24 protein-coding genes and 2 tRNA genes are annotated in these 23,082 nt (G+C 69.3%); 9 read left to right on the top strand and 17 right to left on the bottom strand.

Going from position 1 to position 23,082, the window contains the following annotated elements; all coding sequences use genetic code 11:
- Window positions 1–40 precede the first annotated feature (40 nt).
- Complete coding sequence (locus tag BIV01_RS01560; RefSeq protein ID WP_071301756.1) at window positions 41–292, top strand: hypothetical protein; 252 nt, start codon at window positions 41–43, stop codon at window positions 290–292.
- Window positions 293–381: 89 nt separating this feature from the next.
- On the opposite strand, the gene BIV01_RS01565 is transcribed toward BIV01_RS01560, so the two are convergent.
- A complete protein-coding gene (locus tag BIV01_RS01565) occupies window positions 382–1,218 on the bottom strand; it encodes an alpha/beta fold hydrolase (protein WP_071301707.1) in 837 nt (278 codons plus the stop codon).
- 121 nt (window positions 1,219–1,339) lie between these two features.
- On the opposite strand from BIV01_RS01565, the gene BIV01_RS01570 reads away from it, so the two are divergent.
- Both BIV01_RS01570 and BIV01_RS01575 read left to right on the top strand, forming a co-directional pair.
- Entirely contained in the window at window positions 1,340–1,933 is a 594-nt protein-coding gene (locus BIV01_RS01570) for a TetR/AcrR family transcriptional regulator (protein WP_070416569.1), read from the top strand.
- An 88-nt stretch (window positions 1,934–2,021) separates the two neighbouring features.
- Entirely contained in the window at window positions 2,022–4,049 is a 2,028-nt protein-coding gene (locus BIV01_RS01575; RefSeq protein WP_071301708.1) for a M3 family metallopeptidase, read from the top strand.
- A gap of 287 nt (window positions 4,050–4,336) precedes the next feature.
- Here BIV01_RS01575 and clpX read toward each other — a convergent pair whose 3' ends face one another.
- Window positions 4,337–5,617 carry an ATP-dependent Clp protease ATP-binding subunit ClpX gene (clpX, locus tag BIV01_RS01580; RefSeq protein ID WP_022907244.1) on the bottom strand — a complete coding sequence of 427 codons (1,281 nt, stop codon included), beginning with the start codon at window positions 5,615–5,617 and terminating at the stop codon, window positions 4,337–4,339.
- A 215-nt stretch (window positions 5,618–5,832) separates the two neighbouring features.
- Between clpX and BIV01_RS01585 the strand changes: the two genes are divergently transcribed.
- Window positions 5,833–6,558 carry a YcnI family copper-binding membrane protein gene (locus BIV01_RS01585; protein WP_071301709.1) on the top strand — a complete coding sequence of 242 codons (726 nt, stop codon included), beginning with the start codon at window positions 5,833–5,835 and terminating at the stop codon, window positions 6,556–6,558.
- Window positions 6,555–7,265, top strand: a complete 711-nt coding sequence (locus tag BIV01_RS01590; RefSeq protein WP_083413702.1) for a copper resistance CopC family protein — start codon at window positions 6,555–6,557, stop codon at window positions 7,263–7,265. The genes BIV01_RS01585 and BIV01_RS01590 overlap by 4 nt, the downstream gene beginning before the upstream one ends.
- Window positions 7,266–7,341: 76 nt before the next feature.
- Here BIV01_RS01590 and BIV01_RS01595 read toward each other — a convergent pair whose 3' ends face one another.
- The 5 genes from BIV01_RS01595 to BIV01_RS01615 all read right to left on the bottom strand — a co-directional run bounded on the left by BIV01_RS01595 (window position 7,342) and on the right by BIV01_RS01615 (window position 10,634).
- Entirely contained in the window at window positions 7,342–8,001 is a 660-nt protein-coding gene (locus tag BIV01_RS01595) for an ATP-dependent Clp protease proteolytic subunit (protein ID WP_070416572.1), read from the bottom strand.
- Window positions 8,002–8,030: 29 nt separating this feature from the next.
- Complete coding sequence (locus tag BIV01_RS01600) at window positions 8,031–8,660, bottom strand: ATP-dependent Clp protease proteolytic subunit (protein WP_070416573.1); 630 nt, start codon at window positions 8,658–8,660, stop codon at window positions 8,031–8,033.
- 168 nt (window positions 8,661–8,828) lie between these two features.
- On the bottom strand, window positions 8,829–10,136 hold the full coding sequence (tig, locus tag BIV01_RS01605) for a trigger factor (protein WP_071301710.1): 1,308 nt from the start codon (window positions 10,134–10,136) through the stop codon (window positions 8,829–8,831).
- 36 nt (window positions 10,137–10,172) lie between these two features.
- Window positions 10,173–10,249, bottom strand: a tRNA-Pro gene (locus tag BIV01_RS01610).
- A 58-nt stretch (window positions 10,250–10,307) separates the two neighbouring features.
- On the bottom strand, window positions 10,308–10,634 hold the full coding sequence (locus tag BIV01_RS01615; protein ID WP_139199163.1) for a hypothetical protein: 327 nt from the start codon (window positions 10,632–10,634) through the stop codon (window positions 10,308–10,310).
- A gap of 54 nt (window positions 10,635–10,688) precedes the next feature.
- Here BIV01_RS01615 and BIV01_RS01620 point away from each other — a divergent pair.
- The 3 genes from BIV01_RS01620 (at window position 10,689) to BIV01_RS01630 (ending at window position 11,698) form a co-directional block, all read left to right on the top strand.
- Window positions 10,689–10,762: transfer RNA gene (locus BIV01_RS01620), tRNA-Gly, on the top strand.
- A gap of 112 nt (window positions 10,763–10,874) precedes the next feature.
- On the top strand, window positions 10,875–11,465 hold the full coding sequence (locus BIV01_RS01625; protein WP_071301712.1) for an ArsR/SmtB family transcription factor: 591 nt from the start codon (window positions 10,875–10,877) through the stop codon (window positions 11,463–11,465).
- Window positions 11,462–11,698: a hypothetical protein gene (locus BIV01_RS01630; RefSeq protein ID WP_070416577.1), complete on the top strand. Its 237-nt coding sequence runs from the start codon at window positions 11,462–11,464 to the stop codon at window positions 11,696–11,698. Before BIV01_RS01625 ends, BIV01_RS01630 begins: the two co-directional genes overlap by 4 nt.
- Before the next feature lie 270 nt (window positions 11,699–11,968).
- On the opposite strand, the gene BIV01_RS20145 is transcribed toward BIV01_RS01630, so the two are convergent.
- Window positions 11,969–12,367, bottom strand: a complete 399-nt coding sequence (locus BIV01_RS20145; protein ID WP_254791761.1) for a hypothetical protein — start codon at window positions 12,365–12,367, stop codon at window positions 11,969–11,971.
- Here BIV01_RS20145 and BIV01_RS20150 point away from each other — a divergent pair.
- Window positions 12,282–12,668, top strand: coding sequence for a DUF3761 domain-containing protein (locus BIV01_RS20150; protein WP_254791760.1), 387 nt, complete (start codon window positions 12,282–12,284; stop codon window positions 12,666–12,668). The two genes, BIV01_RS20145 and BIV01_RS20150, sit on opposite strands and share 86 nt — an antisense overlap.
- A gap of 40 nt (window positions 12,669–12,708) precedes the next feature.
- Here the strand turns inward: BIV01_RS20150 and BIV01_RS01640 are convergent, their stop codons facing one another.
- From BIV01_RS01640 to BIV01_RS01680, 9 genes are all read right to left on the bottom strand, one after another.
- Window positions 12,709–13,041: a hypothetical protein gene (locus BIV01_RS01640; protein ID WP_083413703.1), complete on the bottom strand. Its 333-nt coding sequence runs from the start codon at window positions 13,039–13,041 to the stop codon at window positions 12,709–12,711.
- Window positions 13,042–13,372: 331 nt separating this feature from the next.
- Window positions 13,373–13,663 carry a DUF1905 domain-containing protein gene (locus BIV01_RS01645; protein ID WP_070416579.1) on the bottom strand — a complete coding sequence of 97 codons (291 nt, stop codon included), beginning with the start codon at window positions 13,661–13,663 and terminating at the stop codon, window positions 13,373–13,375.
- Window positions 13,664–13,831: 168 nt separating this feature from the next.
- A complete protein-coding gene (locus BIV01_RS01650) occupies window positions 13,832–14,311 on the bottom strand; it encodes a hypothetical protein (protein WP_071301715.1) in 480 nt (159 codons plus the stop codon).
- 209 nt (window positions 14,312–14,520) lie between these two features.
- A complete protein-coding gene (locus tag BIV01_RS01655) occupies window positions 14,521–15,435 on the bottom strand; it encodes an endo-beta-N-acetylglucosaminidase H (protein WP_070416581.1) in 915 nt (304 codons plus the stop codon).
- Window positions 15,436–15,463: 28 nt separating this feature from the next.
- Entirely contained in the window at window positions 15,464–18,472 is a 3,009-nt protein-coding gene (locus BIV01_RS01660; RefSeq protein WP_071301716.1) for an alpha-mannosidase, read from the bottom strand.
- A 66-nt stretch (window positions 18,473–18,538) separates the two neighbouring features.
- Complete coding sequence (locus BIV01_RS01665; RefSeq protein WP_071301717.1) at window positions 18,539–19,924, bottom strand: glycoside hydrolase 5 family protein; 1,386 nt, start codon at window positions 19,922–19,924, stop codon at window positions 18,539–18,541.
- Window positions 19,924–20,910: a carbohydrate ABC transporter permease gene (locus BIV01_RS01670; protein ID WP_139199164.1), complete on the bottom strand. Its 987-nt coding sequence runs from the start codon at window positions 20,908–20,910 to the stop codon at window positions 19,924–19,926. The genes BIV01_RS01665 and BIV01_RS01670 overlap by 1 nt, the downstream gene beginning before the upstream one ends.
- Window positions 20,907–21,785: a carbohydrate ABC transporter permease gene (locus BIV01_RS01675; RefSeq protein WP_071295894.1), complete on the bottom strand. Its 879-nt coding sequence runs from the start codon at window positions 21,783–21,785 to the stop codon at window positions 20,907–20,909. The genes BIV01_RS01670 and BIV01_RS01675 overlap by 4 nt, the downstream gene beginning before the upstream one ends.
- A complete protein-coding gene (locus BIV01_RS01680; RefSeq protein WP_071301758.1) occupies window positions 21,785–23,080 on the bottom strand; it encodes an ABC transporter substrate-binding protein in 1,296 nt (431 codons plus the stop codon). The genes BIV01_RS01675 and BIV01_RS01680 overlap by 1 nt, the downstream gene beginning before the upstream one ends.
- Window positions 23,081–23,082: the final 2 nt, after the last annotated feature.

The raw sequence follows: 23,082 nt of genomic DNA on the forward strand, positions 1-23,082 counted from the left end.
TGTGCGATCCGGCCCGTCCACCACCGGACTGGAGGCACGGATGCAGTTGGGCAGACGCTGGAACGTGGGTGCCGAGGCACCCGGGCAACTCCCCGAGGCGATGGTCGTCGCCGTGCGGGGCGTCGAGGACGAGCTCGCGTCGGAGTCGGTCGACACGGCGGGGTGGGGCTGGACCCTGACGTTCCTCGAGGGCAAGCCGATGGTCGCGCTCGACGACGGCACCTCGATCCACCTCGACGACGCCGGGCACGCCCAGGTCACGAACCCCGACGACGCCCCCGAGGAGGACTGAGGGCGCCGCGCCGCATCGCTTGGTGAGCAGAAATGGTCGGGTCCCGCTGGGGAACCCGACCATTTCCGCTCACGATGCGAGCACGCGCGCTACTTCGCGAGCCACCCCAGGAGCACCTCGTTCACCTCGGCGGTGTGCGTGGTGAGCAGGCCGTGCGGCGCGCCCTCGATCTCGACGTACTCCGCCGCGGGCAGGGCCTTGCTGAAGCGTCGGCCGGTGGCGTCGATCGGCAGGATGTTGTCCGCCGTGCCGTGCACGATGAGCGCCGGGACGGTGACCTTCGGGATGTCCTGACGGAAGTCGGTCGGCCACGTCAACGGTGCTGCGGCGGACGCGATCGCACCCGACCCGGCAGCGACGTTCCACGCGTTCCGGACGGCCTCTTCCGAGATGCGGGAGCCGAGGTTGTCCGACAGGTTGAAGAAGTCCTGGTAGAAGTTCGTGAAGTACGCGTACCGGTCCTTCTTCACGTCGGCGGCGATGCCCTCGAAGAACGACATCGGGCCGGCGCCGTCGGGGTTGTCGTCGGTGATCGCCAGGAAGGGCTCGAGCGAGGCCAGGAACGCGACCTTCGCGATCCGGTCCTCGCCGTGACGGCCGATGTACCGGGCGATCTCGCCGGTGCCCATCGAGAAGCCGACGAGGATCACGTCGTGCAGGTCGAGGGTCGTCAGGACCGTGTGCAGGTCGTCAGCGAAGGTGTCGTAGTCGTACCCGGTCGACGGCTGCGAGGACTGCCCGAAGCCACGGCGGTCGTACGTGATGACGCGGTAGCCGGCGTCGAGCAGTGCCGGGACCTGGCCCTCCCACGAGTTGCCGTCGAGCGGGAAGCCGTGGATCAGCACGATCGGCTGGCCGGTGCCCTTGTCCTCGTAGTGGAGTTCGATGTCGACGCTGTTCTCGGTCCCGACGGTGATGGCACCCATGGTCGTTCCTTCCCTGAACCTCGCGGAGAACGGTCGTTCTCCGTCAATGTGGCTTACACTAGAGAACGGTCGTTCCCGGCGCAAGTCGAGAACGGTGAACACGCAGCGAACGGGGTACGCCATGGCAACCAGTACGCTCCCGACCGTCGACCCCGACGTCCGGGCACACATCGTCGACGTCGCCGACCAGCTCTTCTACGCGCGCGGCATCCAGTCCGTCGGCATGGACGAGATCCGCACCGGCGCCGGGGTGTCGCTCAAGAAGCTCTACGCCGCGTTCCCCGGCAAGGAGCAGCTGATCGCCGCGGTCCTCGCCGGACGCCACGACGTCTGGGAACACGGGGTCCACGGCGCGGTCGACACCGCCACCACCCCGCGTGACAAGCTGCTCGCGGTCTACGACTTCCTCGAGTCGTGGTTCGGCGACGACACCTTCCGCGGCTGCGGGTTCATCAACGCGTTCGGCGAGCTCGGAGCCACCTCCCCCGCCGTCGCCGAGATCGCCCGTGCCCACAAGGACTCGTTCCAGCGCTTCGTGCAGGACCTCGCGGCCTCGGTCGTCCGCGACCCCGCCACCGCCGAGGAACTCGCCGCCCAGCTCGCCCTCCTCGCCGAGGGGGCGCAGACCACGGCCGCCATCGCCGGGTCGACGACGCCGGCGCGGCACGCGCGGCGGGCGGCCGAGACCCTCATCGACGCGGCGACGCGCGCCTGAGACGCGACCGACCGTCGGACAGGAGGCGCGGGTCGGGTCCGCACCGCGCCTCCCGTCCGACAGCGTCACCGGTCCGTAGGGTGGAGCGATGGCAACCCCGTTCGATGGACCGAGCACCCTTCCGTACGCCCTCCCGCCGTTCCGCGAGGTACGGCTCGAGCACTACCGCCCCGCGTTCGACGCCGGCATGGCCGAGCAGCGCACCGAGGTCGAGGCGATCGCCGCCTCCCCCGACGAACCCACCTTCGAGAACACGCTCGTGGCGCTCGAGCGCACCGGGCAGCTGCTCGCCCGCGTGAGCCACGTGTTCTTCACGCTGTCGTCGGCGGACTCGACGCCGGAGCTGCACGACCTCGAGGCCGAGGTCTCCCCGCTCCTCGCTGCACACCGCGACGCGATCACGCTCGACGGACGCCTGTACGCGCGGGTGGCGGCGGTCCGTGATTCGCTCGACGACCGGGCCGACCTCACCGACGAGGACCGTCGGCTGGTCGAGCGGACGCACACCGAGATGACCCTCGCGGGCGCCGGGCTCGACGACGCCGGCAAGGAACGGCTCACCGCGATCAACCAGGAGCTCTCGACGCTCACGACGACCTTCGAGCGGAACCTGCTCGAAGACACGAACGACCTCGCCGTGCACGTGTCGGATGCTTCGGAACTGTCCGGCCTCGACGACGGCGCGAAGTCCGCCGCCGCCGCAGCCGCTGCCGACCGGGGGCTCGACGGCTGGCTCATCACACTGCCGCTCTACACCGGGCATCCGTGGCTGTCGTCGCTGGCCGACCGCGGGCTGCGTCGGCGGATCATGGAGGCGTCGCTCTCCCGTGGCCGTCGGGGCAACGACCACGACAACCGTGACGTCCTCCTGCGCATCGTCCGGCTCCGGGCCGAGCGCGCCGAACTCCTCGGCTTCCCGAACCACGCCGCGGTCGTCACGGCCGACGAGACCGCCGGGACGCCCGAAGCCGTCGACGGTCTGCTGTCGTCACTCGTCGGCGCGGCCGCCCGCAACGCCGACGACGAACGGGACGTCCGCGCCCGGGTGCTCGGTCACGAGGTCGAGTCGTGGGACTGGGCGTACGCGACCGAGCTCCTGCGCGGTGAGCAGTTCGCGGCGGACAGCTCGGCGCTCCGCCCCTACTTCGAGGCCGACCGGGTGCTGCACGACGGCGTCTTCCACGCTGCCGGCGAGCTCTACGGCCTGACGTTCACCGAGCGCCCCGACCTGCACGGGTACAACGACGAGGTGCGGGTGTTCGAGGTGCGCGGCGCCTCCGGTGAGGAGGTCGGGCTCTACCTGCTCGACCTCTACACGCGGGACGGCAAGCGCGGCGGCGCGTGGATGAACCCCGTCGTGGAGCAGTCCGCGCTGCTCGGCACGCTGCCCGTCGTCGTGAACAACCTCAACGTCGCGAAGCCGGCCGCCGGATCGCCGACGCTCCTGATCCAGGACGAGGTCGAGACGCTCTTCCACGAATTCGGGCACGCACTGCACGGCCTCATCGCCCGCACCACCTACCCCCGCTTCTCGGGCACGAACGTGGAGCGGGACTTCGTCGAGTTCCCGTCGCAGGTGAACGAGATGTGGGTGTCGTGGCCGTCCGTCCTGGCGAACTACGCCAAGCACCACGAGACCGGGGCGCCGCTGCCGCCGGAGCTCGTCCTGGGGCTCAGCGACTCCGCGGGGTTCAACGAGGGGTTCGCGACGACGGAGTACCTCGCCGCGGCGCTGCTCGACCAGGCGTGGCACCGGCTCTCCGCTGCCTCGGCGGCTTCCGTGATCTCGGTCGAGGACTTCGAGCGGGCGGCTCTGGAATCCGCGGGCATCGCGGTCGAGGCCGTCCCGCCGCGGTACTCGTCGACGTACTTCGCGCACACGTTCTCGGGCGGGTACGACGCCGGGTACTACGGGTACATCTGGTCCGAGGTGCTCGATGCCGACACCGTGGAGTGGTTCCGCTCGAACGGTGGGCTCTCGCGCGCAGCGGGTGAGCGGTTCGCGTCGAAGTTGCTCGGGGTCGGTGGGGCGAAGGACCCGCTCGAGGCGTACCGGGACTTCCGCGGGCGCGATGCCGAGGTGGGGCCGCTGTTGCGGCGCCGCGGGCTGGAGTAGGGGGGGCGCGCGGCGCGCGCGGCGGGCTGTCGCGCGCGCGGCGCTGCGGCGCAAGCTGCCGGCGCACAATCAAAGTCACCCCGAACCGCGCGCATACGCGGCTCGGGGTGACTTGCGTTGTGCGCCGCGCGCCGACGCGCAGCGTCGAACCACGTTTCCGACGTCGAACCGCCACCGAAAGCCGGTTCGACGTCGGAAACGTGGTTCGAACGTGCGCCCGGCCCGCCGCCGCAGCCGGCGCACAACGCGGAGCGCAGCGGCGCGCAAGCGCGCGCCGCGCGCCCCCGCTACGCGGACTTCTCGACGCGCTTCGCCCTCGGCCGCGGGACGATCGTCGGCGCAGCGTTCTCGAGCACCGACTCGCGGGTGATCACGACACGTGCGACGTCGTCGTCCGACGGCACGTCGAACATCACCGGCCCGAGCACCTCTTCGAGGATCGCCCGGAGCCCACGAGCACCCGTCTGCCGCAGTACCGCGAGGTCCGCGATCGCCTCGAGCGCACCCCGATCGAACTCGAGCTCCACCCCGTCGATCTGGAACATCCGCTGGTACTGCTTCACGAGCGCGTTCTTCGGCTCGGTCAGGATCTGCATGAGCGCCGACTGGTCGAGCTGCGACACCGTGGTCACGACGGGGAGACGCCCGATGAACTCCGGGATCAGCCCGAACTTGTGCAGGTCTTCCGGCAGGACGTCGGCGTAGAGGTCCTGCTGGTCGAGCGGGCTGTGCAGGGGTGCACCGAAGCCGATGCCCCGCTTGCCGACGCGCGACGAGACGATGTCCTCGAGCCCGGCGAACGCCCCCGCCACGATGAACAGCACGTTCGTCGTGTCGATCTGGATGAACTCCTGGTGCGGGTGCTTCCGACCGCCCTGCGGCGGGACGGAGGCGACCGTGCCCTCGAGGATCTTGAGCAGCGCCTGCTGCACGCCTTCGCCCGAGACGTCACGCGTGATCGACGGGTTCTCGGCCTTGCGCGCGATCTTGTCGACCTCGTCGATGTAGATGATGCCGGTCTCGGCACGCTTCACGTCGTAGTCGGCTGCCTGGATGAGCTTGAGCAGGATGTTCTCGACGTCTTCGCCGACGTACCCGGCCTCGGTCAGGGCAGTGGCGTCCGCGACGGCGAAGGGCACGTTGAGCCGCTTCGCCAGGGTCTGGGCGAGGTAGGTCTTGCCGCAGCCCGTCGGCCCGATGAGCAGGATGTTCGACTTCGCGATCTCGATGTCGTCGCGGTCTTCCGCTGCCGTGATCTGTCCCTGCGCGCGGATGCGCTTGTAGTGGTTGTAGACCGCCACTGCGAGGGAGCGCTTCGCCGGGTCCTGCCCGATGACGTACTCCTGCAGGAAGTCGAAGATCTCGCGCGGCTTGGGGAGCTCGAAGTCACCGCTGGCGGTGTCCTCGCCGGCTTCGGCCAGTCGCTCTTCGATGATCTCGTTGCACAACTCGACGCACTCGTCGCAGATGTACACCCCGGGACCGGCGATCAGCTGCTGGACCTGCTTCTGGCTCTTGCCGCAGAAGGAGCACTTGAGCAGGTCAGCGCTCTCTCCGATGCGTGCCATGTCGGTGCCCTCCTTGGTAGACCGATGCAGGTCGACGACCTGCCCGACTCGTACCGAGCCTAATCGCAACCGGTGACACCGACCGCGACGCCGAGCCGGTTTCGCCCGGCGCGTTCGCCCAGGGCGTTCGATCCTGCTACCGTGTCCACGACTTCTCTACAAGTTGTAGAACCCCAGTCGCGGGTCGGAGGACCCGCAGTCCCGGAAGGAACCCCATGTCCAAGCGCCTCGCCGTCGTCGGCACCGCGACCCTCGGCGTCACCGCTGCGATCGTCCTCGGCACCGCGGGTGTCGCCAGCGCCCACGTCTCGGCGACGGCCACCTCGACCGCGGCGAACTCGTACACGACGGCGACCTTCTCGGTCCCGCACGGCTGCGACGGCTCCCCCACGACGAAGATCGAGTTCCAGGTGCCGGAGTCCGTCATCGAGGTCACGCCGACCGTCAACCCGAACTGGACGATCACGAAGGCCACGGCGCCGTACACGAGCCCGTCGGCCTCCGCGGACGACGAGTCCGCCGAGGACGCGGGCGAACGCGTCACGAGCATCACCTACACGGCGAAGACCCCGCTCCCCGCCGATGAGCGGGACACCTTCGCGCTGTCCTTCTCCCTGCCGGACGGCAAGCCCGGCGACCTCGTCGAGTTCCCCGTCCTGCAGATCTGCGAGAAGGGCTCCGTCGAGTGGAACCAGGAGCAGAAGGCCGGAGAAGCCGAGCCCGAGCACCCCGCGCCCTCGATCACGCTGACCGCGGCCGAGGCCACCGACGACGACGGTGACCCCGTCGCCGCCACCCCCACGGCCGCAGCGGCAGCGGAGTCCACGCCCGCCGACCCCGACCTCGTCGGACGCTTCCTCGGCCTCGGCGGCCTGGTGCTCGGCGCAGCCGCCCTGGTCGTCGCCGTCGCCGGCACCCGCCGTCGGAGCGCCTCCAAGTGACGGAGCGCGACACCTCGACGAGGCGCGTCACGACGACGGACCGCGTCACGTCGACGGAGCGGTCACCGCGCCTCCGGCGGGCCTGGAGGCGCGGTGCCGGTGTCGCCGCCACCCTCGCCATCGCAGGCGGTGCGGTCCTCGGCCTGGCCGGCCCCGCCAGCGCGCACAACTACATGATCGCCTCGACCCCGAAGGTCGACGGCACGCTGACCGCGCTGCCGAAGGCCTTCGAGATCACGACGAACGACAAGCTGCTCGACATCGACGACACGAACTCGGGCTTCGCCTACCGGATCGTCGGCCCCGACGGGAAGTACTACGAGGACGGCTGCCTCGACGTGGACGGCCCCTCGATGACCACGACGGCCGCACTCGGCGCCTCGGGGAAGTACACCGTCGAGTGGCAGATCGTCTCCGCCGACGGGCACACCGTGTCCGACGAGTACCGCTTCACGTGGGACGCCCCCGCCGGGTTCACCCCGTCGAAGGGCTCGTCCACCCCGCCCGTCTGCGCCACGGCCGGCAGCGCGGCGAGTGCCAGTGCCGACACCACGGGCACCGCCTCGGGCGACACCGACTCCACGACGTCCGACGCCCTCTGGATCGGTGCCGGCGGCGTCGTGCTCGTCGGGCTCGTCGTCGCGCTCCTGCTGCTCCTGCGTCGTCGCCCCGCCCCCGCGGCCGACGACGACCCCACCGACGACTGACGGCGCCACGGCACCACCGCACGACGAAGGCCCCGCACCGATCGGTGCGGGGCCTTCGTCGTGCGGGTCGCCGGTACTACTTGACGAGCGCCGGCAGGTTCTTGCGGCTCGTCAGGACCTGGTCGATCAGGCCGTACTCGAGCGCCTCTTCGGCGGACATGATCTTGTCGCGCTCGATGTCGTTGTTGACCTGCTCCGGCGTGCGGTTCGAGTGCTTCGACAGGGTCTCCTCGAGCCAGGTGCGCATGCGGAGGATCTCCGCTGCCTGGATCTCGATGTCGGAGGCCTGACCGCCGCCCTGCTGGACCGCCGGCTGGTGGATGAGCACGCGGGCGTTCGGGAGCGCCAGACGCTTGCCGGGGGTACCGGCAGCGAGGAGCACCGACGCCGCCGAGGCAGCCTGACCGAGGCAGACCGTCTGGATCTGCGGACGGATGTACTGCATCGTGTCGTAGATCGCCGTCATCGCGGTGAACGAGCCACCGGGCGAGTTGATGTACATCACGATGTCGCGGTCCGGGTCCATCGACTCGAGCACGAGCAGCTGGGCCATGACGTCGTCGGCCGACGCGTCGTCGACCTGGACGCCGAGGAACACGATGCGGTCCTCGAACAGCTTCGCGTACGGGTCCTGCCGCTTGTAGCCGTAGGCCGTGCGCTCTTCGAAGCTCGGCAGGATGTACCGATCAGTGGGGGCCGGGACGTTCTGCGCGCCACCGAGCATGGGGAGATGCATTCTCGTTTCCTTTTCTTCGGTGGGTGGGGTCAGGACTGGGCGTCGGGCTCGGCCGCGTCGGTGGGGGTCTCGCCGTCGCCGACGGTGCCACCACCGCCGATGACCTCGGTCGACGATGCACGGAGGTGGTCGACGAAGCCGTACTCGAGGGCTTCCTGCGCCGTGAACCAGTTGTCGCGGTCGTTGTCCTTGAGGATCTGCTCGATCGACTTGCCGGTCTGCTCCGCCGTGAGCTCGGCCATCCGCTGCTTCATGTCGAGGATGACCTTCGCCTGCGTCTGGATGTCGGCGGCCGTGCCACCGAACCCACCCGACGGCTGGTGCAGGAGCACACGCGCGTTCGGGGTGATGTAGCGCTTGCCCGGGGTGCCCGACGAGAGCAGGAACTGCCCCATCGAGGCGGCGAGGCCGATGCCCACCGTGACGATGTCGTTCGGCACGAACTGCATCGTGTCGTAGATCGCCATACCGGCGGTGATCGAGCCACCGGGCGAGTTGATGTAGAGGTAGATGTCCTTCTCAGGGTCCTCGGCGGCGAGCATCAGCAGCTTGGCTGCGATCTCGTTCGAGTTGTCGTCGCGGACCTCGGAGCCGAGCCACACGATCCGGTCTCTCAGAAGGCGGTCAAAAACACTGGGGTTCAGTGTCGCTTCGGCCATGGAAAAGCTCCCGTTCAGTTGTCGCTTGTTGTCGAACTTATCGGGTGCAACGCACCACTTCTCGTCTGTTCGCTGTCGGCAATGCGGTGGTGCCGAAATACGGGACGGGAGGCGCGGTGCCAGCTGGCACCGCGCCTCCCGTCCGTCGTGCTGGTGGCGTCGAGATCGTTACTCGGCATCCTCCGCAGGCGTCTGCGCGACCCCCGCCGTGAAGGCGGAGAGGTCGACGTCGTCACCGTTGGTGTCCTTGACGGTCACCTTGGAGAGGACGGTCGCGACGGCCTTGGAGCGCGCGACCTCGCCGACCATGCCCGGGATCTGCCCGTTCTGGTCGATGACCTTGATGAACTCGCCCGGCTCCATGCCGTACTGCGCAGCGGCCTGGATGAGGTACTGCGTGAGCTCTTCCTGCGAGACCTGGATCTCTTCCTTCTCGGCGATCGAGTCGAGGAGGATCTGCGAGCGGAAGGCCTTCTCGCTGGACTCGGAGACCTCCTTGCGGTGCTCGTCGTCCTCGAGGCGGTTCTCCTGCTCGAGGTGGCGATGCACCTCGTCCTCGATGAGCTGCTCCGAGATCGGGATGTTGACGTCCTCGATGAGCTTCTCGACGAGCTTGTCGCGAGCCGCGGCGCCCTGCCCGAAGGTCTTGGACTTCGCGATCTGCTCCTTGAGGTCCGCCCTGAGCTCGTCGATCGTGTCGAACTGGCTGGCGATCTGAGCGAACTCGTCGTCGGCCTCGGGGAGCTCGCGCTCCTTGACGGCGGTGACGGTCACGGCGATCTGGGCGATCTCGCCTTCGCGGTCGCCACCGACGAGCTTCGACTCGAAGGTGGTGGACTCGCCGGCGGTGAGGGACTCGAGCGCCTCGTCGATGCCCTCGAGCAGGTCGCCGGAGCCGATCTCGTAGGAGACGCCGGTGGCCGAGTCGACCTCGTCGTCGCCGATGGTGGCGGTGAGGTCGATCTGGGCGAAGTCACCCGAGGTCGCCGGGCGGTCGACCGTGACGAGCGTGCCGAAGCGGGTGCGCAGGTTCTGCAGCTCCTCTTCGATCTCGTCGTCCGAGACCTCGACCGCGTCGACGGTGAGCTCGTACTTGTCGTACTCCGGCAGGTCGAACTCGGGGCGGACGTCCACCTCGAAGGTGAGGACGAGGTCGCCCGTGAAGTCCTTGACGTTCGGGAGCTCGGCGACGTCGGCCTCGGCACGACCGAGGATGCGCAGCTCCTGCTCCTCCACCGCCTGGCGGTAGAAGTTGTCGATGGCGTCGCCGACGGCGTGGTTCAGGACCTCGCCGCGGCCGACGCGCTGGTCGACGATCGCCGGCGGGACCTTGCCCTTGCGGAAGCCGGGGATGTTGATCTGCTCGGCGATGTGCTTGTACGCGTGGTCGATGCTCGGCTTGAGATCTTCCGGCGTCACGTTCACGGTGAGCTTGACGCGGGTGTCGCTCACCTTGTCGACGGTGCTGGTGGCCAAGGGATGTTCTCCTGTTGGTTGACGTTCGTGTGGTCCTGGTCGGGGCGACAGGATTTGAACCTGCGACCTCCCGCTCCCAAAGCGGGCGCTCTACCAAGCTGAGCTACGCCCCGTTTGACTGGGCCAGGGGTGTCCGCGCACGCCGGTGGGGCGCATGCGACGCCGATGAGTCTAGCGGTCCCCGGGCGCGCGGTTCCCGGCAGGTTCGGAGCCGTCGTCGGCGGCGCGTCGCAGGTCCGTCCGCCACCGCACGCCGACGACGACCTGCACGCCGAGCGCGGCCACCGCGAGCAGGATGCCGGCGACGATGCGCCAGGCGTGCAGGAGCGCGTGCGCGGGTTGGGTCTGCGGGTCCCCGAACAGCTCCGGTCGCAACGAGAGGACGATCGCGGCGAGGACGACCAGCACGTAGGAGAGCACGCGCGAGCGCTTGATCCGCCGGGCATCCCGGTCGCTCGGCGGGAGCACGACCCGGGACGACACGGTACGTGGTGACATGTCGGTGCTCGTTCGTCCGCTACGATGGTCAGGCTGCGCCTGGTGCGCAGGCGCGGGGATGTAGCTCAATGGTAGAGCCCCAGTCTTCCAAACTGGCCACGCGGGTTCGATTCCCGTCATCCCCTCCACTCCTCGCTCTCGGCCCTTCCGGGCCGTCGATCGGTGTGCGGTGGACCGACTGCAAGGAAGTGTTTGCAAAGAACTGTTTGCAAACATCTCTTTGCGGTGTACGGTCGAGCCATGACCGACGAGACCCGCATCCTCGACGTCGCCGCCCTCAAGGCGCTGGCGCACCCGCTCCGGGCGCGCCTGCTCGACCTGCTCTCCCAGAACGGCCCCTCGACCGCGACGTCGCTCGGCGCGAAGCTGGGCGAGTCGAGCGGCTCGACGAGCTACCACCTCCGGCAGCTCGAGCGCCACGGGTTCGTCCACGAGCTCCCCCTCCGCGGCAACGCCCGCGAGCGCTGGTGGGAACGCACCGCCGGTCGGATCAGCATCGGCGGCCCCGACGAGGGCCCGGCCTCCCCCGCGCAGCAGACGGCGACGCAGCTCGCGAGCCTCGCCGTGATGGACGCCGAGAACGACCTGGTGCGCGAGTGGACCACCCGTGACCCCGACACCGTCCCGGCCGACTGGCGTGGCGTCTCGGGGTCGTCGACCTACGTCGCGCTCACTCCCGACGAGTACGGCGCGATGTGGCGGGAGTTCGAGGCCGTCATCGAGCGGTACCGCGCCATCCGCGGGCAGGCCGCCGATCTGCCCGAGGGCGTCCGTCGTGTGTTCGCCCAGGTCCGCAGCGTCCCGATCATCGACGAGGAGCCGACACCGTGACCACCTACCAGCCCCGCACGCTCCCGGTCCCGCCGATCTCGCCGGTCGAGGTCCTGACCAACCGACTCGGCACCGCGCTCGTCCGCTGGAGCCTCCGGCACGCCGAACGCCGTGCCCTCCGAGCCGTCACGGCCCGCGAACGCGCTCTCCGTCGCGCGCTCGGCGAGCAGGCCCCGGCGATCACGAGCACGACGACCGACCTGGTCGCGGCCGAGCTCCGACGCCGCTGGTGACCCGCCCGTCTCGGGAAACCACCCAGAACTGGGGATGGGACGCCTGAGTCACCTCTTGCATACTTGAGCGTCCCTCGCCGCACCAAGGAGCTCAGTGTCGAACACCCGCCCGTCCACAAGTCCGATCGCCCGACGCGCTCGGCGTCAAGTACCGATCATCACGTGGCTCGGCATCGTGGGTACCGCCATCCTCGCCTTCGCCGGCTTGGCATCGACAGGGGTCTGGGGGATGCTGATGATGGTCGCCCTCATCGTGCTCCCCACGATGCTCTACGGCGTCGCCTTCCGACGCTCGACGTGGCTGCGGATGCCACGGAAGCGCGCGACTGCTGCGATCGGTGCGGGCATCGCCTTGGCGGCGCTGATCGGGTCGACCTCTGCGTACGGCGCGACCCACCCGTTGCCGGAAGCACCGGCGCAGCTCGCCTCTGTGACGGCCCCGAGCTCAACGGCGCACACGAAGCCGACGAGCTCCGCTACGCCGACGTCCACGGTGACGCACACACCCACCCCCGCGCCCACGCCGGTGGTGACGACGGAGACGGTGACCGAGACCTCACGGATCTCATTTGACTCCACCACGGTGGAGAGCTCGACCCTGGCTCGAGGCACGACATCGATCACGACTCCAGGGGTGCGCGGTGTCAATACGAAGACGTACGTCGTCACCTACTCCGACGGTGTGGAGACCGGACGAGTCCTGAGGAGCGATCGGGTCACCACCCCACCGGTGACACAGGTCACCACGGTCGGAACCTACGTCGCCCCCGTCGCGCCGGCCGCACCCGAAGCACCGACATGCACGAACGGTAGCTACGTCAACACCACAGGAACAACGGTCTGTCGCCCCGAAGCCGCTTCGAGCGCGCCTGCCGGCGCCACAGCCAAGTGTGGTGACGGCACGTACAGCTTCAGCCAGTCCCGACGAGGAACGTGCTCATCCCACGGCGGCGTCGCCGTCTGGCTGTGAGGCAGTACGGCTGACAGGGCTACCCCATGCCGCACAACGCCTAGAGCGCAGCCACCGGCTCCTCTTCGACTTCCTGCCGCAGCATCCGGTAGTGCCGCTCCCATCCGGGCGTACCTCGGCCGGCGGCGTGCAGCGCCGTCCTGACGGCGCCGAGCGCCCGATCGAGCGCACCGAACTCGTCGTCGGCGACGACACCGATCGAGAAGGTGAGGGTGCCGGTCGCGAGGTCGGCGGTCAGGTCCTGATCGTGGACGTCCTCGAGATCGAAGAGCGCTTCGGCGATGACGTCGAAGTCCGTCGGGAGCTCTGCCCGGAAGTCGTCCGATGCTCCGAGCAATGCTGCGCACTCGACGCGTACGAGGTAGTTCGTCATGACGTTCTCCTGTCCCAGCAGTCTGTTCGCGCGAGCCGATACTTCAGATGCACAACGTACCAGGGGTTCGACGGCGTCATGTGGACCGTGTGCAGGTGCACACCACACGGGCAATAGGCCTTGTAGTACTTCCGCCCCTTCACGAAGCGCCACCCGCGCGCTTCGGCGGTGCGCATCACGTGCTCGATCTCCTTCTTGGGATGTCGTGGCCGTTCGACCATCGGCACCTCCCCTCCACTGCCTGCGACGGTAGGGAGCGACGGGGAGGTGCCGAAGGTCGGCGGGAGACGTTGTGGAACTGGTCCGAGACAGCCCACGCTGTGGAGGAGTGTCAGGGACCTGCGAGCTCGAGGGTGATCGCCGGTTCGTCGCCCAGCTCGACACCCGCGCGGCGACGTTCCGCGGCCCGGAGGGGCACGAGGTACCCGCCGTCCTTCGGGAAGAGCGAGGTCGTCCAGGTCACCGACCCGATCGTCACGCGGGCGGGGATCACGCCCCAGCCGTAGGTGAGCATCGGAGCGAGGTCGTGGATCACCTCGGCGGCGTCCGGAGGCACGACGGCGTAGAAGAACGGCGCCGGACCGCGCCACTCGATGACCTCGCCGGTGAACTGGAGCTCCACGTCGCGATCGTACGGCGCGCCGCACGCGGACGGGCGGGTTCTGCCGCGTTCGTGACCGTTCCGGTTCACGATTCCCGGGTTCCGCGAACCAGGACGGTCAACGCGCACGCGTGGAGACCGTTGCAGCGACTGCGGCCAGGACCACCGTGGTGCGGGGCTCTCTTCAGCTCACTCCCGTGACATCCGGACCGTCGCGGTACTCCCGGCGATCGTGACCGGGAAACTGATCTCGCTGTCCTCGTAGGAGAAGTCCTTCGTGGCATCGGTCGATGCGAGCAGGGCCGACTCGGTGGCGGCCTCGTCGCGGGATGAGGTCCAGACGTAGGGCGACGAGTCGTCCGATGGCGGGGTGAAGCTGCCTGCCCAGAACAGGGACGTCGTGTCGCCCCCGTTGGTCACGAAGTTCGCCGTGATCGTGTTCGCGGTGATCGTGGCCGTCATCCAACCGTCAGCACTTGCGGAGTTGTTCTGCTTCCACTCCCCGGCGAGCTCGGGAGGTTTGACCGCCTCTGGCGTCGGGGAGGACGTGCCTGTCGCGCGGACCGCCTCGGGGGTCTTCTCGGACGTCGAGAGGGTCGAACAGCCGGCCAGGAGGACGACGATGGCTCCTGCAGCCGCGACGGCGACGAGCGCCTTCTTCGGGATCATGGTGATGCGGTCTCTCGTTGGTGAGCCTCTGTCGAAGCTTCGGGTTCGCTCACGATAGCGACGCCGCGCGTCCAAACCCGACCGAACCTCCCCTTCTGGGGGCGAGAGATGCGGTGATCCGCAAGGTGCGGGACGGGACGGACGCGCCCCGCGCCTCCTGGACCGTGCCGAGGAGACGCGGGGCGCGAGCCGCCGCACCGGACGCGACGTCAGTGGTACGTCGCGGCCTGCCCGTAGAGCACCTGCGTCATCGACGACACGTACGACGAGACGTCACCGTCCGGCAGGTTGTACGTCATGAAGACGCCGTACCCGTCGGCCTTCGTGCGCTGTGCGAGCGACACCGCGGTGGACTGCGCCGTGTTCTGGATGTCGACCGCGGCGGCGGACAGCTTCGCCTTCCCGAGGCCCGGGATCGACGGCGCCGAGTAGGTGCCGTAGTACGGGTTCCAGGCGTAGTCGAGCTTCGAGCCGATGGTGCTGCTCGACGACGAGAGCGACGAGGACGCCGGGCCGATGTCGTAGAACGAGATGAGCTTGCCGGGCATCTGGGCACGGAGCGCGGTGATGAGCCAGCCGATCGACTGCTGGTTCGGCTGCGGCGTGCCGTTCGTGCCGTAGTCGGAGTACTCGTCGTCGAGGTCGACCCCGTCGAGGCCGTACTTCGTGACCGTGGCGGTGACCTGGGACGCGAAGTCCGCGGCGGCTGCCTGGGTCGGGAAGTTGGCGATCCCGGCGCCCTGGTGGTTGCCGAGGATCGACAGCGAGACCTTGATGCCCTTGGCCTGCAGCGGCTTGATCTGCGTCGCCGCGGCGTCGAGCGTCGCCTGCACCTTGTCGTTGTTGTACAGGACGGCCTTCGAGCCGTTCCAGTTGATGTTCGCGGCGAAGATGATCGCCACGTCGAACGCGTTCGCCCCGTTCGCCAGCTGGTAACGGCCGACGTTCGCGAGCTGGTCGTTGTTGACCTCCACGTACGCAATGCTCGTGGGCCCGGACTTCGTCGCGCTGGTCGCAGACGCGGTCGCTCGCGCCGGGTCAGCCGACGCTGCGGACGGCACGAGTGGTGCCGCCACCATCGCGGCGATGGCCGCCACGATCCCGAACGTCATCCTCTTCTTCATCACATTCCTCCTTGAATGGGTCGGTCGTTCAGTTGTGTGGGAAGCGGAAGGTGCGGACCTCGTAGGCGTCGACGGCGAACGAGGACGCGTCGACGGTCCCGGCCGAGGCCAGTGGCTCCTCGAGCAAGGTGACCTCCGCCCCCGGACCGAACGGCGCGTCGACCACGATCCCGCCGGTCCCCCGCTGCCCGGACGGCTCGTACACCCGCACGACCAGGTCGCCGGACCGGTCGTCGGCGAGCTTGACGCTCGACACCACGACGTCCCCGGAGACCTGCACGAGCGGGTCGAACCCGTGCCCACCGGTGGTCACCCGTGCAGCGGCGTTCATGACCACGCCGGCCGCCGTCGCCCCGAGCTGGTCGGTGCCGATGACGATCCCGTACCGGTGCGTCTGCACGCCCTGGTCGGTCTCGGGGTCGGGGAACCGCGGTGCCCGCAGCAGTGAGAGCCGCACGGTGGTGGTCACGTGCCCGTCGACGGCGTCGCGCGTGGTGTCGAACCCGTGGATCGAGTCGTTCACGAGGGCGACGCCGAAGCCCGGCTCGGACACGAGCACGTAGCGGTGCATCGAGGTCTCGAACTTCGCGGCCTCCCACGAGGTGTTCGTGTGCGTCACCCGCTTCTGCGCCCCGAACTGCGTCTCGGCGACGGTGTGCTCGGCGCGGACGTCGAGCGGGAACGCGACCTTGAGGAACTTCTCGGTCTCGTGCCAGTCGGTCGTCTGGTCGAACTCCAGCGTGCGGGAGTCCGGCGCGAGCACGAGCTCCTGCCGGACCGTCGAGTCGCCGAACGCCCGCTCGACGACGACGCGCGCGACGCCGTCCGCGTCGACCGAACCGTGCAGCCCGGTGACCGACACGAGGTCCTCGACCCGGTTCCGGTAGTAGCGGTCGACGTCCCACGCGTCCCACATGTTCGGGAAGTCCTGGTGCAGCTGCAGCAGGTTCGCCGCCTGTCCGGGAGTGATCGACTCACGCCCGGTCGCCCGGTCGACGGCGCTCGTCACGAGCCCCTGCGCGTCGACGACGACCCGGACGAGGTCGTTGGCGAGCACGTACCCGCCGTCCTCCTCGGTCAGTGCCACGGCGGTCGGCTCCGGCACGTCGGTCGCCAGGACCGCGCCCTGCGCGGGTGCGCCGGCCTGGAGGAACGGGGCCGGGTTCACGACGACGGCCGCGTCCCCGGTACCGGCGAGCGCCGACAGCGCCTGGTCGATGATCGCGGTCAGGGCGCGGTCCGTCTCGGCGTACTTCGCGACCGCTTCACGGTGCACCCACGCGATCGAGGTCCCCGGCAGGATGTCGTGGAACTGCTGGAGCAGGACCTGCTGCCAGAGCGCGTCGAGCTCGTCGTACGGGTACTCGAACTCGGTCCGGGATGCGGCGGTCGTGGCCCAGAGCTCGGCCTCGATGAGGAGCTGCTCGGAACGGCGGTTGCCCTGCTTCGTGCCGTGCTGGCTGGTCAGGGTCGCACGGTGCAGCTCGAGGTAGAGCTCCCCCACCCACACCGGCGGGTCGGGCAGCTCGGACTTCGCCCGGTCGAAGAACGTGTCCGGGTGCTCCCAGCGGACCTTCGCACTCCCCTCGAGGTCGGCAAGGCGCTTCGCCGTGCCGGTCATCTCGCGGGTCGTGCCACCGCCGCCGTCGCCCCAGCCGACCGGCGCGATCGACCCCGAGGCGAGCCGGTTCTCGCGGAACTGCCGGGAGGCCTTCGCGACCTCGCTGCCGGACAACCGCGAGTTGTAGGTGTCCATCGACGGGAAGTGCGAGAACACCCGCGAGCCGTCGATGCCCTCCCAGAGGAAGGTGTGGTGCGGGAACTTGTTGACCTGGTTCCACGAGATCTTCTGCGTGAAGAACCACTCGAAGCCCGCGCGACGCATGAGCTGCGGCAGCGCCGGGGAGTACCCGAAGCTGTCCGGCAGCCAGACCCCCTTCGGCCGGATCCCGAACTCGCGCTCGAAGAACCGCTGCCCCTGCGAGAACTGACGGACGATGCTCTCGCCCGTCGGCATCACGGTGTCGGATTCCACCCACATGCCGCCGATCGGCAGGAAGCGTCCGGCCGCCACGGCGGCCTTGACCCGGGCGTAGACCTCGGGCCGGTGCTCCTTGATCCACGCGTACTGCTGCGCACTCGACATGCCGTACAGGAAGTCGTCGGTCTGGTCGATGAGCTCGGTCATCGTCGAGGTGGTGCGGGCGACCTTCCGGATCGTCTCGCGGACCGGCCAGAGCCAGGCGGAGTCGATGTGCGCGTGCCCGACGGCGGAGATCGTGTGGGCGGAGACCTCGGCGGGCGCGGCGAGGACGTCCGCGAGGGCCGCCCGGGCCTCGGGGGCGGTCGCGGCGATGTGCTGCAGGTCGAGCCGGTCGAGGGCATCGTCGAGCGCCTGCAGGATCCGCATCCGCCGCGGCCCCTCCGGGAGCTCGGCCTGCAGTTCGAGCAGGACGTCGATGTCGAGCGCGAGTTCGTGCACCTCGGACTCGAAGACGGCGAGGTCCATCCGGCGACTCGTGTAGAGGCGCGTCGACGACGAGGTCTGGACGTCGCCCTCCTGCGTCGGGAGGAAGGGGTGGTAGTCGAGCAGGACGGGGTTCGACGCCGCCTCGACGAAGAGCTCGACGGTCTCGCCGCCGACGGCCTCCTCCGCGACGAGCACCCACTGGTTCCGGGGGTTGATCGACTTCACGGGCGTGCCGTCCGCGCGGTAGACGAGTCCCTCGCACTGGAACCCCGGCATGTTCTTGTCGAAGCCGAGGTCGACGACGGCCTCCACACGGCGGCCGGCCCACTCGTCCGGCACGGTCCCGGTCAGCCGGAACCACGTCGTCCCCCACGCGGCACCCCACGTCGTCCCCACCTCGTACGGCGTGAAGTCGAGCGCGAGCCCGGCCGCGGGCGCGATCGGCTCCCCCGGCAGCTCGTGCCACGCGGTCTCGAGCGGCGTCGCGGTGGCGTGCACCGCCGGCAGGATGCGTTCGTCGAGGACGCGTCGCGCCCGGCCGGTGGTGAGCGGGATGTCGTCGTGCATGGAGACCTTCCTGTCGTGCGGTGGTGCTGGACGTGCGGGGTGTGCGGGGCGTGTGGGGTGTGCGGCTCAGGCCATCGTGGCCGGGTGGGCCACCGACAGGAGCTCGGTGGCGGTGTCCTCGGGGACGTCGACGCACCGGGTGATGCCCCGGGCGGCGAGCAGCGCGTGGTCGTCGACCCGCGAACGCAGGACCACCTGGGGACCGCGTCCGTCCGGGGCGGCCTCGGCGAGGTCGAGCCAGGCGGCGGCGAACCGGCCTCCCGGCGCGCAGTCGGCCCGGAGCCCGCCACGTGCGGTGCCGTCCGCGAGCACGTCGTCCAGCACGAGGGCGGTGGCCGGCGGCCCGGACACGGCACCGGTCGTGTCGGCCCGGCCGCGGGTGCCGTGCTCGCGGGCGAGGGCGGCGAAGGCCTCCCCCGCCGGCTTCAGCCGACCGTCGTTCGTGAAGAGGCCGAGGTCGTACTCGAGCTCCGGGAAGTCCGCGAGCGACCGCGAGACGTCGTGCGAGCACCACCACGTGACGCCGAGCACGTGCTGCGCGTCGAGCACGTGCCGGATCGTCTGCTCGGTGAACGCGGCGGCGTCGGCGGGGTCGACCACGTTCGTCGGCGCACCCACCTCCTGCAGCCAGTTCGGGCGCTCGGGGTCACGGTTCCACGCGCTCGCGAGCTGCAGCAGGTACTCGCCGTGGCGGACCGAGCCGGCCCCGAGTGCGCCGTGCAGGGTCGCCGAGCCGTTGAACACCCACGAGTGCGTGACGGTCGCGTCGCCGTGGTCGGCCGCGTGTTCGGGGCCGAACGGCTGGGCGTCGTCGTACCAGGCCGCGTCGTACTGCGCGACGGTGACCAGGGGCCGTGGACGCGACCCGGTGCCGGGGCGGGCGGGCGGTGCCGAGCCGAGCCGCGCCTCCAGGCCGACCGGACTCGACAGCCCGGCCCGCGCTGCCGCGACCATCGCTGCCGCCCACGCGTGCCCCTGCTCCGCCGTGATGTCGTGCGGCGTCGGGTGCGGCGCGTGCGCGAACTGGTTCACCTCGTTGCCGATGGTGATCCCGAGCAGGTTCGGCTTGTCGGCGACGGACGCGGCGAGCGCCTCGACGTAGGCCGCCGTCGACGCGACCACGTCCGGGTCGGTGAACATGTTCCGGCGGTGCCAGCTCTCGAGCCACGAGGGCACGAAGTCGAAGCTCGACAGGTGCCCCTGCAGCGCATCGACGTTGACGTCGAGCCCGAACGAGCCCGCGATGTCGACGACCGTCGCGACGTCCCGGAGCGCCGACTGCCGGATGAGCGTCCGGTTCGGCTGCACGACCGGCCAGAGCGGGAAGATCCGCACGTGGTCCGCGCCGAGCGACGCGATCTGCTCCATGTCCCGCGCCGTGTCCGACGGCGAGAAGTCGAGCCACGAGTGGAACCAGCCGACCGAGGGGGTGTGGTTGACGCCGAAGCGCATCAGCCCTTCACCCCGCCCTCTTCGACGCCCTTGAAGAAGAACCGCTGCAGGATCGCGAAGATCACCGCGATCGGGATGAACGCGATCATCGTGCCGGCCGCGATCATGCGCTGGTCGGTCGCGAACGTGCCCTGCAGGTACTGCAGCCCGACGGTCAGCGTCAGCTTGTCCGGCGACTGCAGCACGATGAGCGGCCAGAGGAAGTCGTCCCACGCGCCGATGAACGAGAAGATCGCGATGACGGCGATGGTCCCCTGCACGGCGGGCAGCGAGATGTACCGGAGCCGCTGCAGGGCGTTCGCGCCGTCCATCACGGCTGCCTGGTCGATCTCCTCGGGGATCTGCCGGAACGCGTTGAACATGAGCAGGACGTTGAGCGCCGCGATCATGCCGGGCAGGGCGACGCCCACGAGGGAGTCGGCGAGGCCGAGGTCCTTCACGGTGACGAACTGGGAGATGATCGTCGCCTCGCCCGGGAGCACCAGGGTGGCCAGGAAGAGCCCGAGCACGGCCTTGCGGAAGCGCCACTGCAGCCGGGCGAGCGCGAAGCCCGCGAGGGTCGCGAACACGATGTTGCCGAGCACGTCGATCGCGGCGACGACGAGGGAGTTGCCGATGTACCCGAACACGGGGATCGCTTCGCCCACCCGCAGGTAGTTGCCGAAGGTCGGCTGCGTCGGGATGAAGGACGGGTTCGCCGTGTAGATGTCCTCCCCCGTGCCCTTGAGCGAGGTCGACAGCTGCCAGAGGAACGGCCCGATCGTGATGAAGAGGACCACGACGAGCAGGACGTAGCGGAGCACCTTCTCGCGGGTGGACATGACGCCCCACGCGGCGCGGCGCCGCTTGCGTCCGTTGCGTCCGTTGCGTCCGTTCGGCCGGGAGGCGCGGCTCCCGTCGGTCGCGCCGGTCACGTCCGGCGCGGGTGCGGCCGCGCCGGCGGCGCCCCCGAGGACGGGTTCGGTGGTCGAGGTCGTGTTGGTCACTTGTCCGCCTTGCTGTTCATCCGGGCGAGGGCGAGCATCGGGATGAGCGTCACGACGAAGAGCAGGAGGCTCAGGGCGGACGCGTAGCCGAGGTTGCCGGTGAAGCCGCGGGCGTACTGCTGGATGAGCATGACGAGCGAGTTGTCCTGCCCGCCCGGTCCGCCGGTGCCGTTGGTGAGGATGTAGAGCTCGCTGAACACCCGGAGCGCGCTCACGCACACGAGGATGCCGACGAGGGTCATGGTCCCCCGGACGCCGGGCATGGTCACGGACCAGAACCGGCGGACGGAGCCGGCGCCGTCGAGGGCCGCGGCTTCGTGCAGGTCCTTGCCGACGTTCCCGAGGGCCGCCAGGAAGATGATCATGTAGTACCCGAGGCCCTTCCAGACCGTCAGGCTGATCGCGCTGAAGACGAGCAGCCACCGGTCGGTGAGGAACGGGATGGAGCTCTGCACGATCCCGAGGGACTGCGCCATCTCGTTGATGACCCCGCGGTCGTCGAGGATCCAGTTCCAGATGAGTCCGACGACCACGGCGCTGGCGATCACCGGCGTGTAGTACGCGGTCCGGAAGAACGCGATGCCGGGGAGCTTCCGCTCGACGAGCACCGCCATGAGCAGCGGGAGCACCGTCAGCAGCGGCAGGCACACCGCCATGTAGATGACGCTGTTGAGGAGCGCCTCCCACACCTGCGGGTCGGCGAGCAGCGTCTCGAAGTTCTCGAGGCCCACCCACTGGCTCACGCCCCCGAGCGGGCTGGCGTTCGTGAACGACAGCCGGACGGTGTTGATCGACGGCCAGAGACTGAACGCGAGCAACCAGACGAGCGCCGGCAGGACGAGCAGCCAGGGCGTGAACCAGCGGTTGGCGCGCATCAGCTGTTCGCCAGCAGGCTGTTCATCTTGGTCTGCGCGGTCTGCAGCGCCTGCTTCGGCGTCGTGCCGCCCTTCATCGCCAGCGCGATCTGCTGGTCGAGGAAGTCGGTCATCGCCGAGTTCGCCTCGACCGGGTTGAGGTTCTTCGCCGTCTTCAGGGCGTTGTTGGCGAGCACGCGGGCCTTGGCCTCGACGGTGCCGTCGTCCTTCGAGAAGTACGGGTCGGACTGCGACGAGGTGGTCGACGGGAAGATGTTGACCAGGTGCGCGAAGGCCTCCTGGTTCTTCGCGTTCGTCATGAAGGCGGCGAGCGCCTCGGCCGTGGCGATGTGCTTGCTCTTCGCGCTGACGCTGAGGCCCTGCACGTAGAGCGGCGGGTTGTCGAGGGCCGACGACACGACGATGTTGCCCTTGAGCGACGGGTTGTTCTTCTCGAAGTCACTGATCGCGGTGGCGCCACCGGTGGTCCAGGCGACCTTGCCCTGCGTGAACAGCGTGGAGTTGCCGAGGTAGTCGGTGTTCAGGACGGACGAGGGCATCAGGCCCTCCTTGTAGGCCTTCGCGTACTTCGCGATGAGGTCGGCCGCCTTCGACGAGTTCGCGAAGGTGAACTTCGTGCCCTGGTCGTTGATGATCTTGACGCCGGCGAGCGAGAAGTCCGACAGGCCGGGCTTGCGGCTCATCAGGTAGTCGTCCGGGCACTTCTGGTGCATGGTCTCGGCCTGCGCGAAGAGCTCGTCGGTGGTCTTCGGCGGGTTGGCCGGGTCGAGGCCGCACTGCTCGAACATCGTCTTGTTCCAGTAGTCGACGTCCGTGTTGAGGTACCACGGGTACCCGAAGGTGCCGTCGACGCCCTTGTAGTTGTACGCAGCGAGCGCGCCCTTGACGTAGGTGCTCGAGAGCTTCGAGTCGTCCTTCGCGACGTCCTGCAGGAAGCCGCGCTTGGCGAGGGGCAGGGCGATGTCCGGCGGCAGGTTGATCACGTCGGGCAGGGAGTTCGACGACGCCTGGCTCAGGACCTTGTCGGCGTAGCCGTCGCCGGGCTGGTCGACGAGCTTCACCTTCGCGTCCGGGTACTTCGCCTCGAAGTCCTTGATCACGCCGTTGAGGTAGTCCGTGTAGGTCGGGGTCAGCGCCCAGGTCTGCAGGGTGATCGATCCGTCGACCTTGCCGCTCCCGCCGCCGCTGCCGGCGCTGCTGCCGCTCGAGCAGGCGGTCAGCGCGAGGGCCGTGACGGCCGCTCCGGCGAGGATCGCGAGGGCGCGTCCCGTCGTCCTGCGTGTGGTGTTCTTCATCG

Source organism: Curtobacterium sp. MCBA15_013, assembly GCF_001865095.1.
Classification (GTDB): Bacteria; Actinomycetota; Actinomycetes; order Actinomycetales; family Microbacteriaceae; genus Curtobacterium.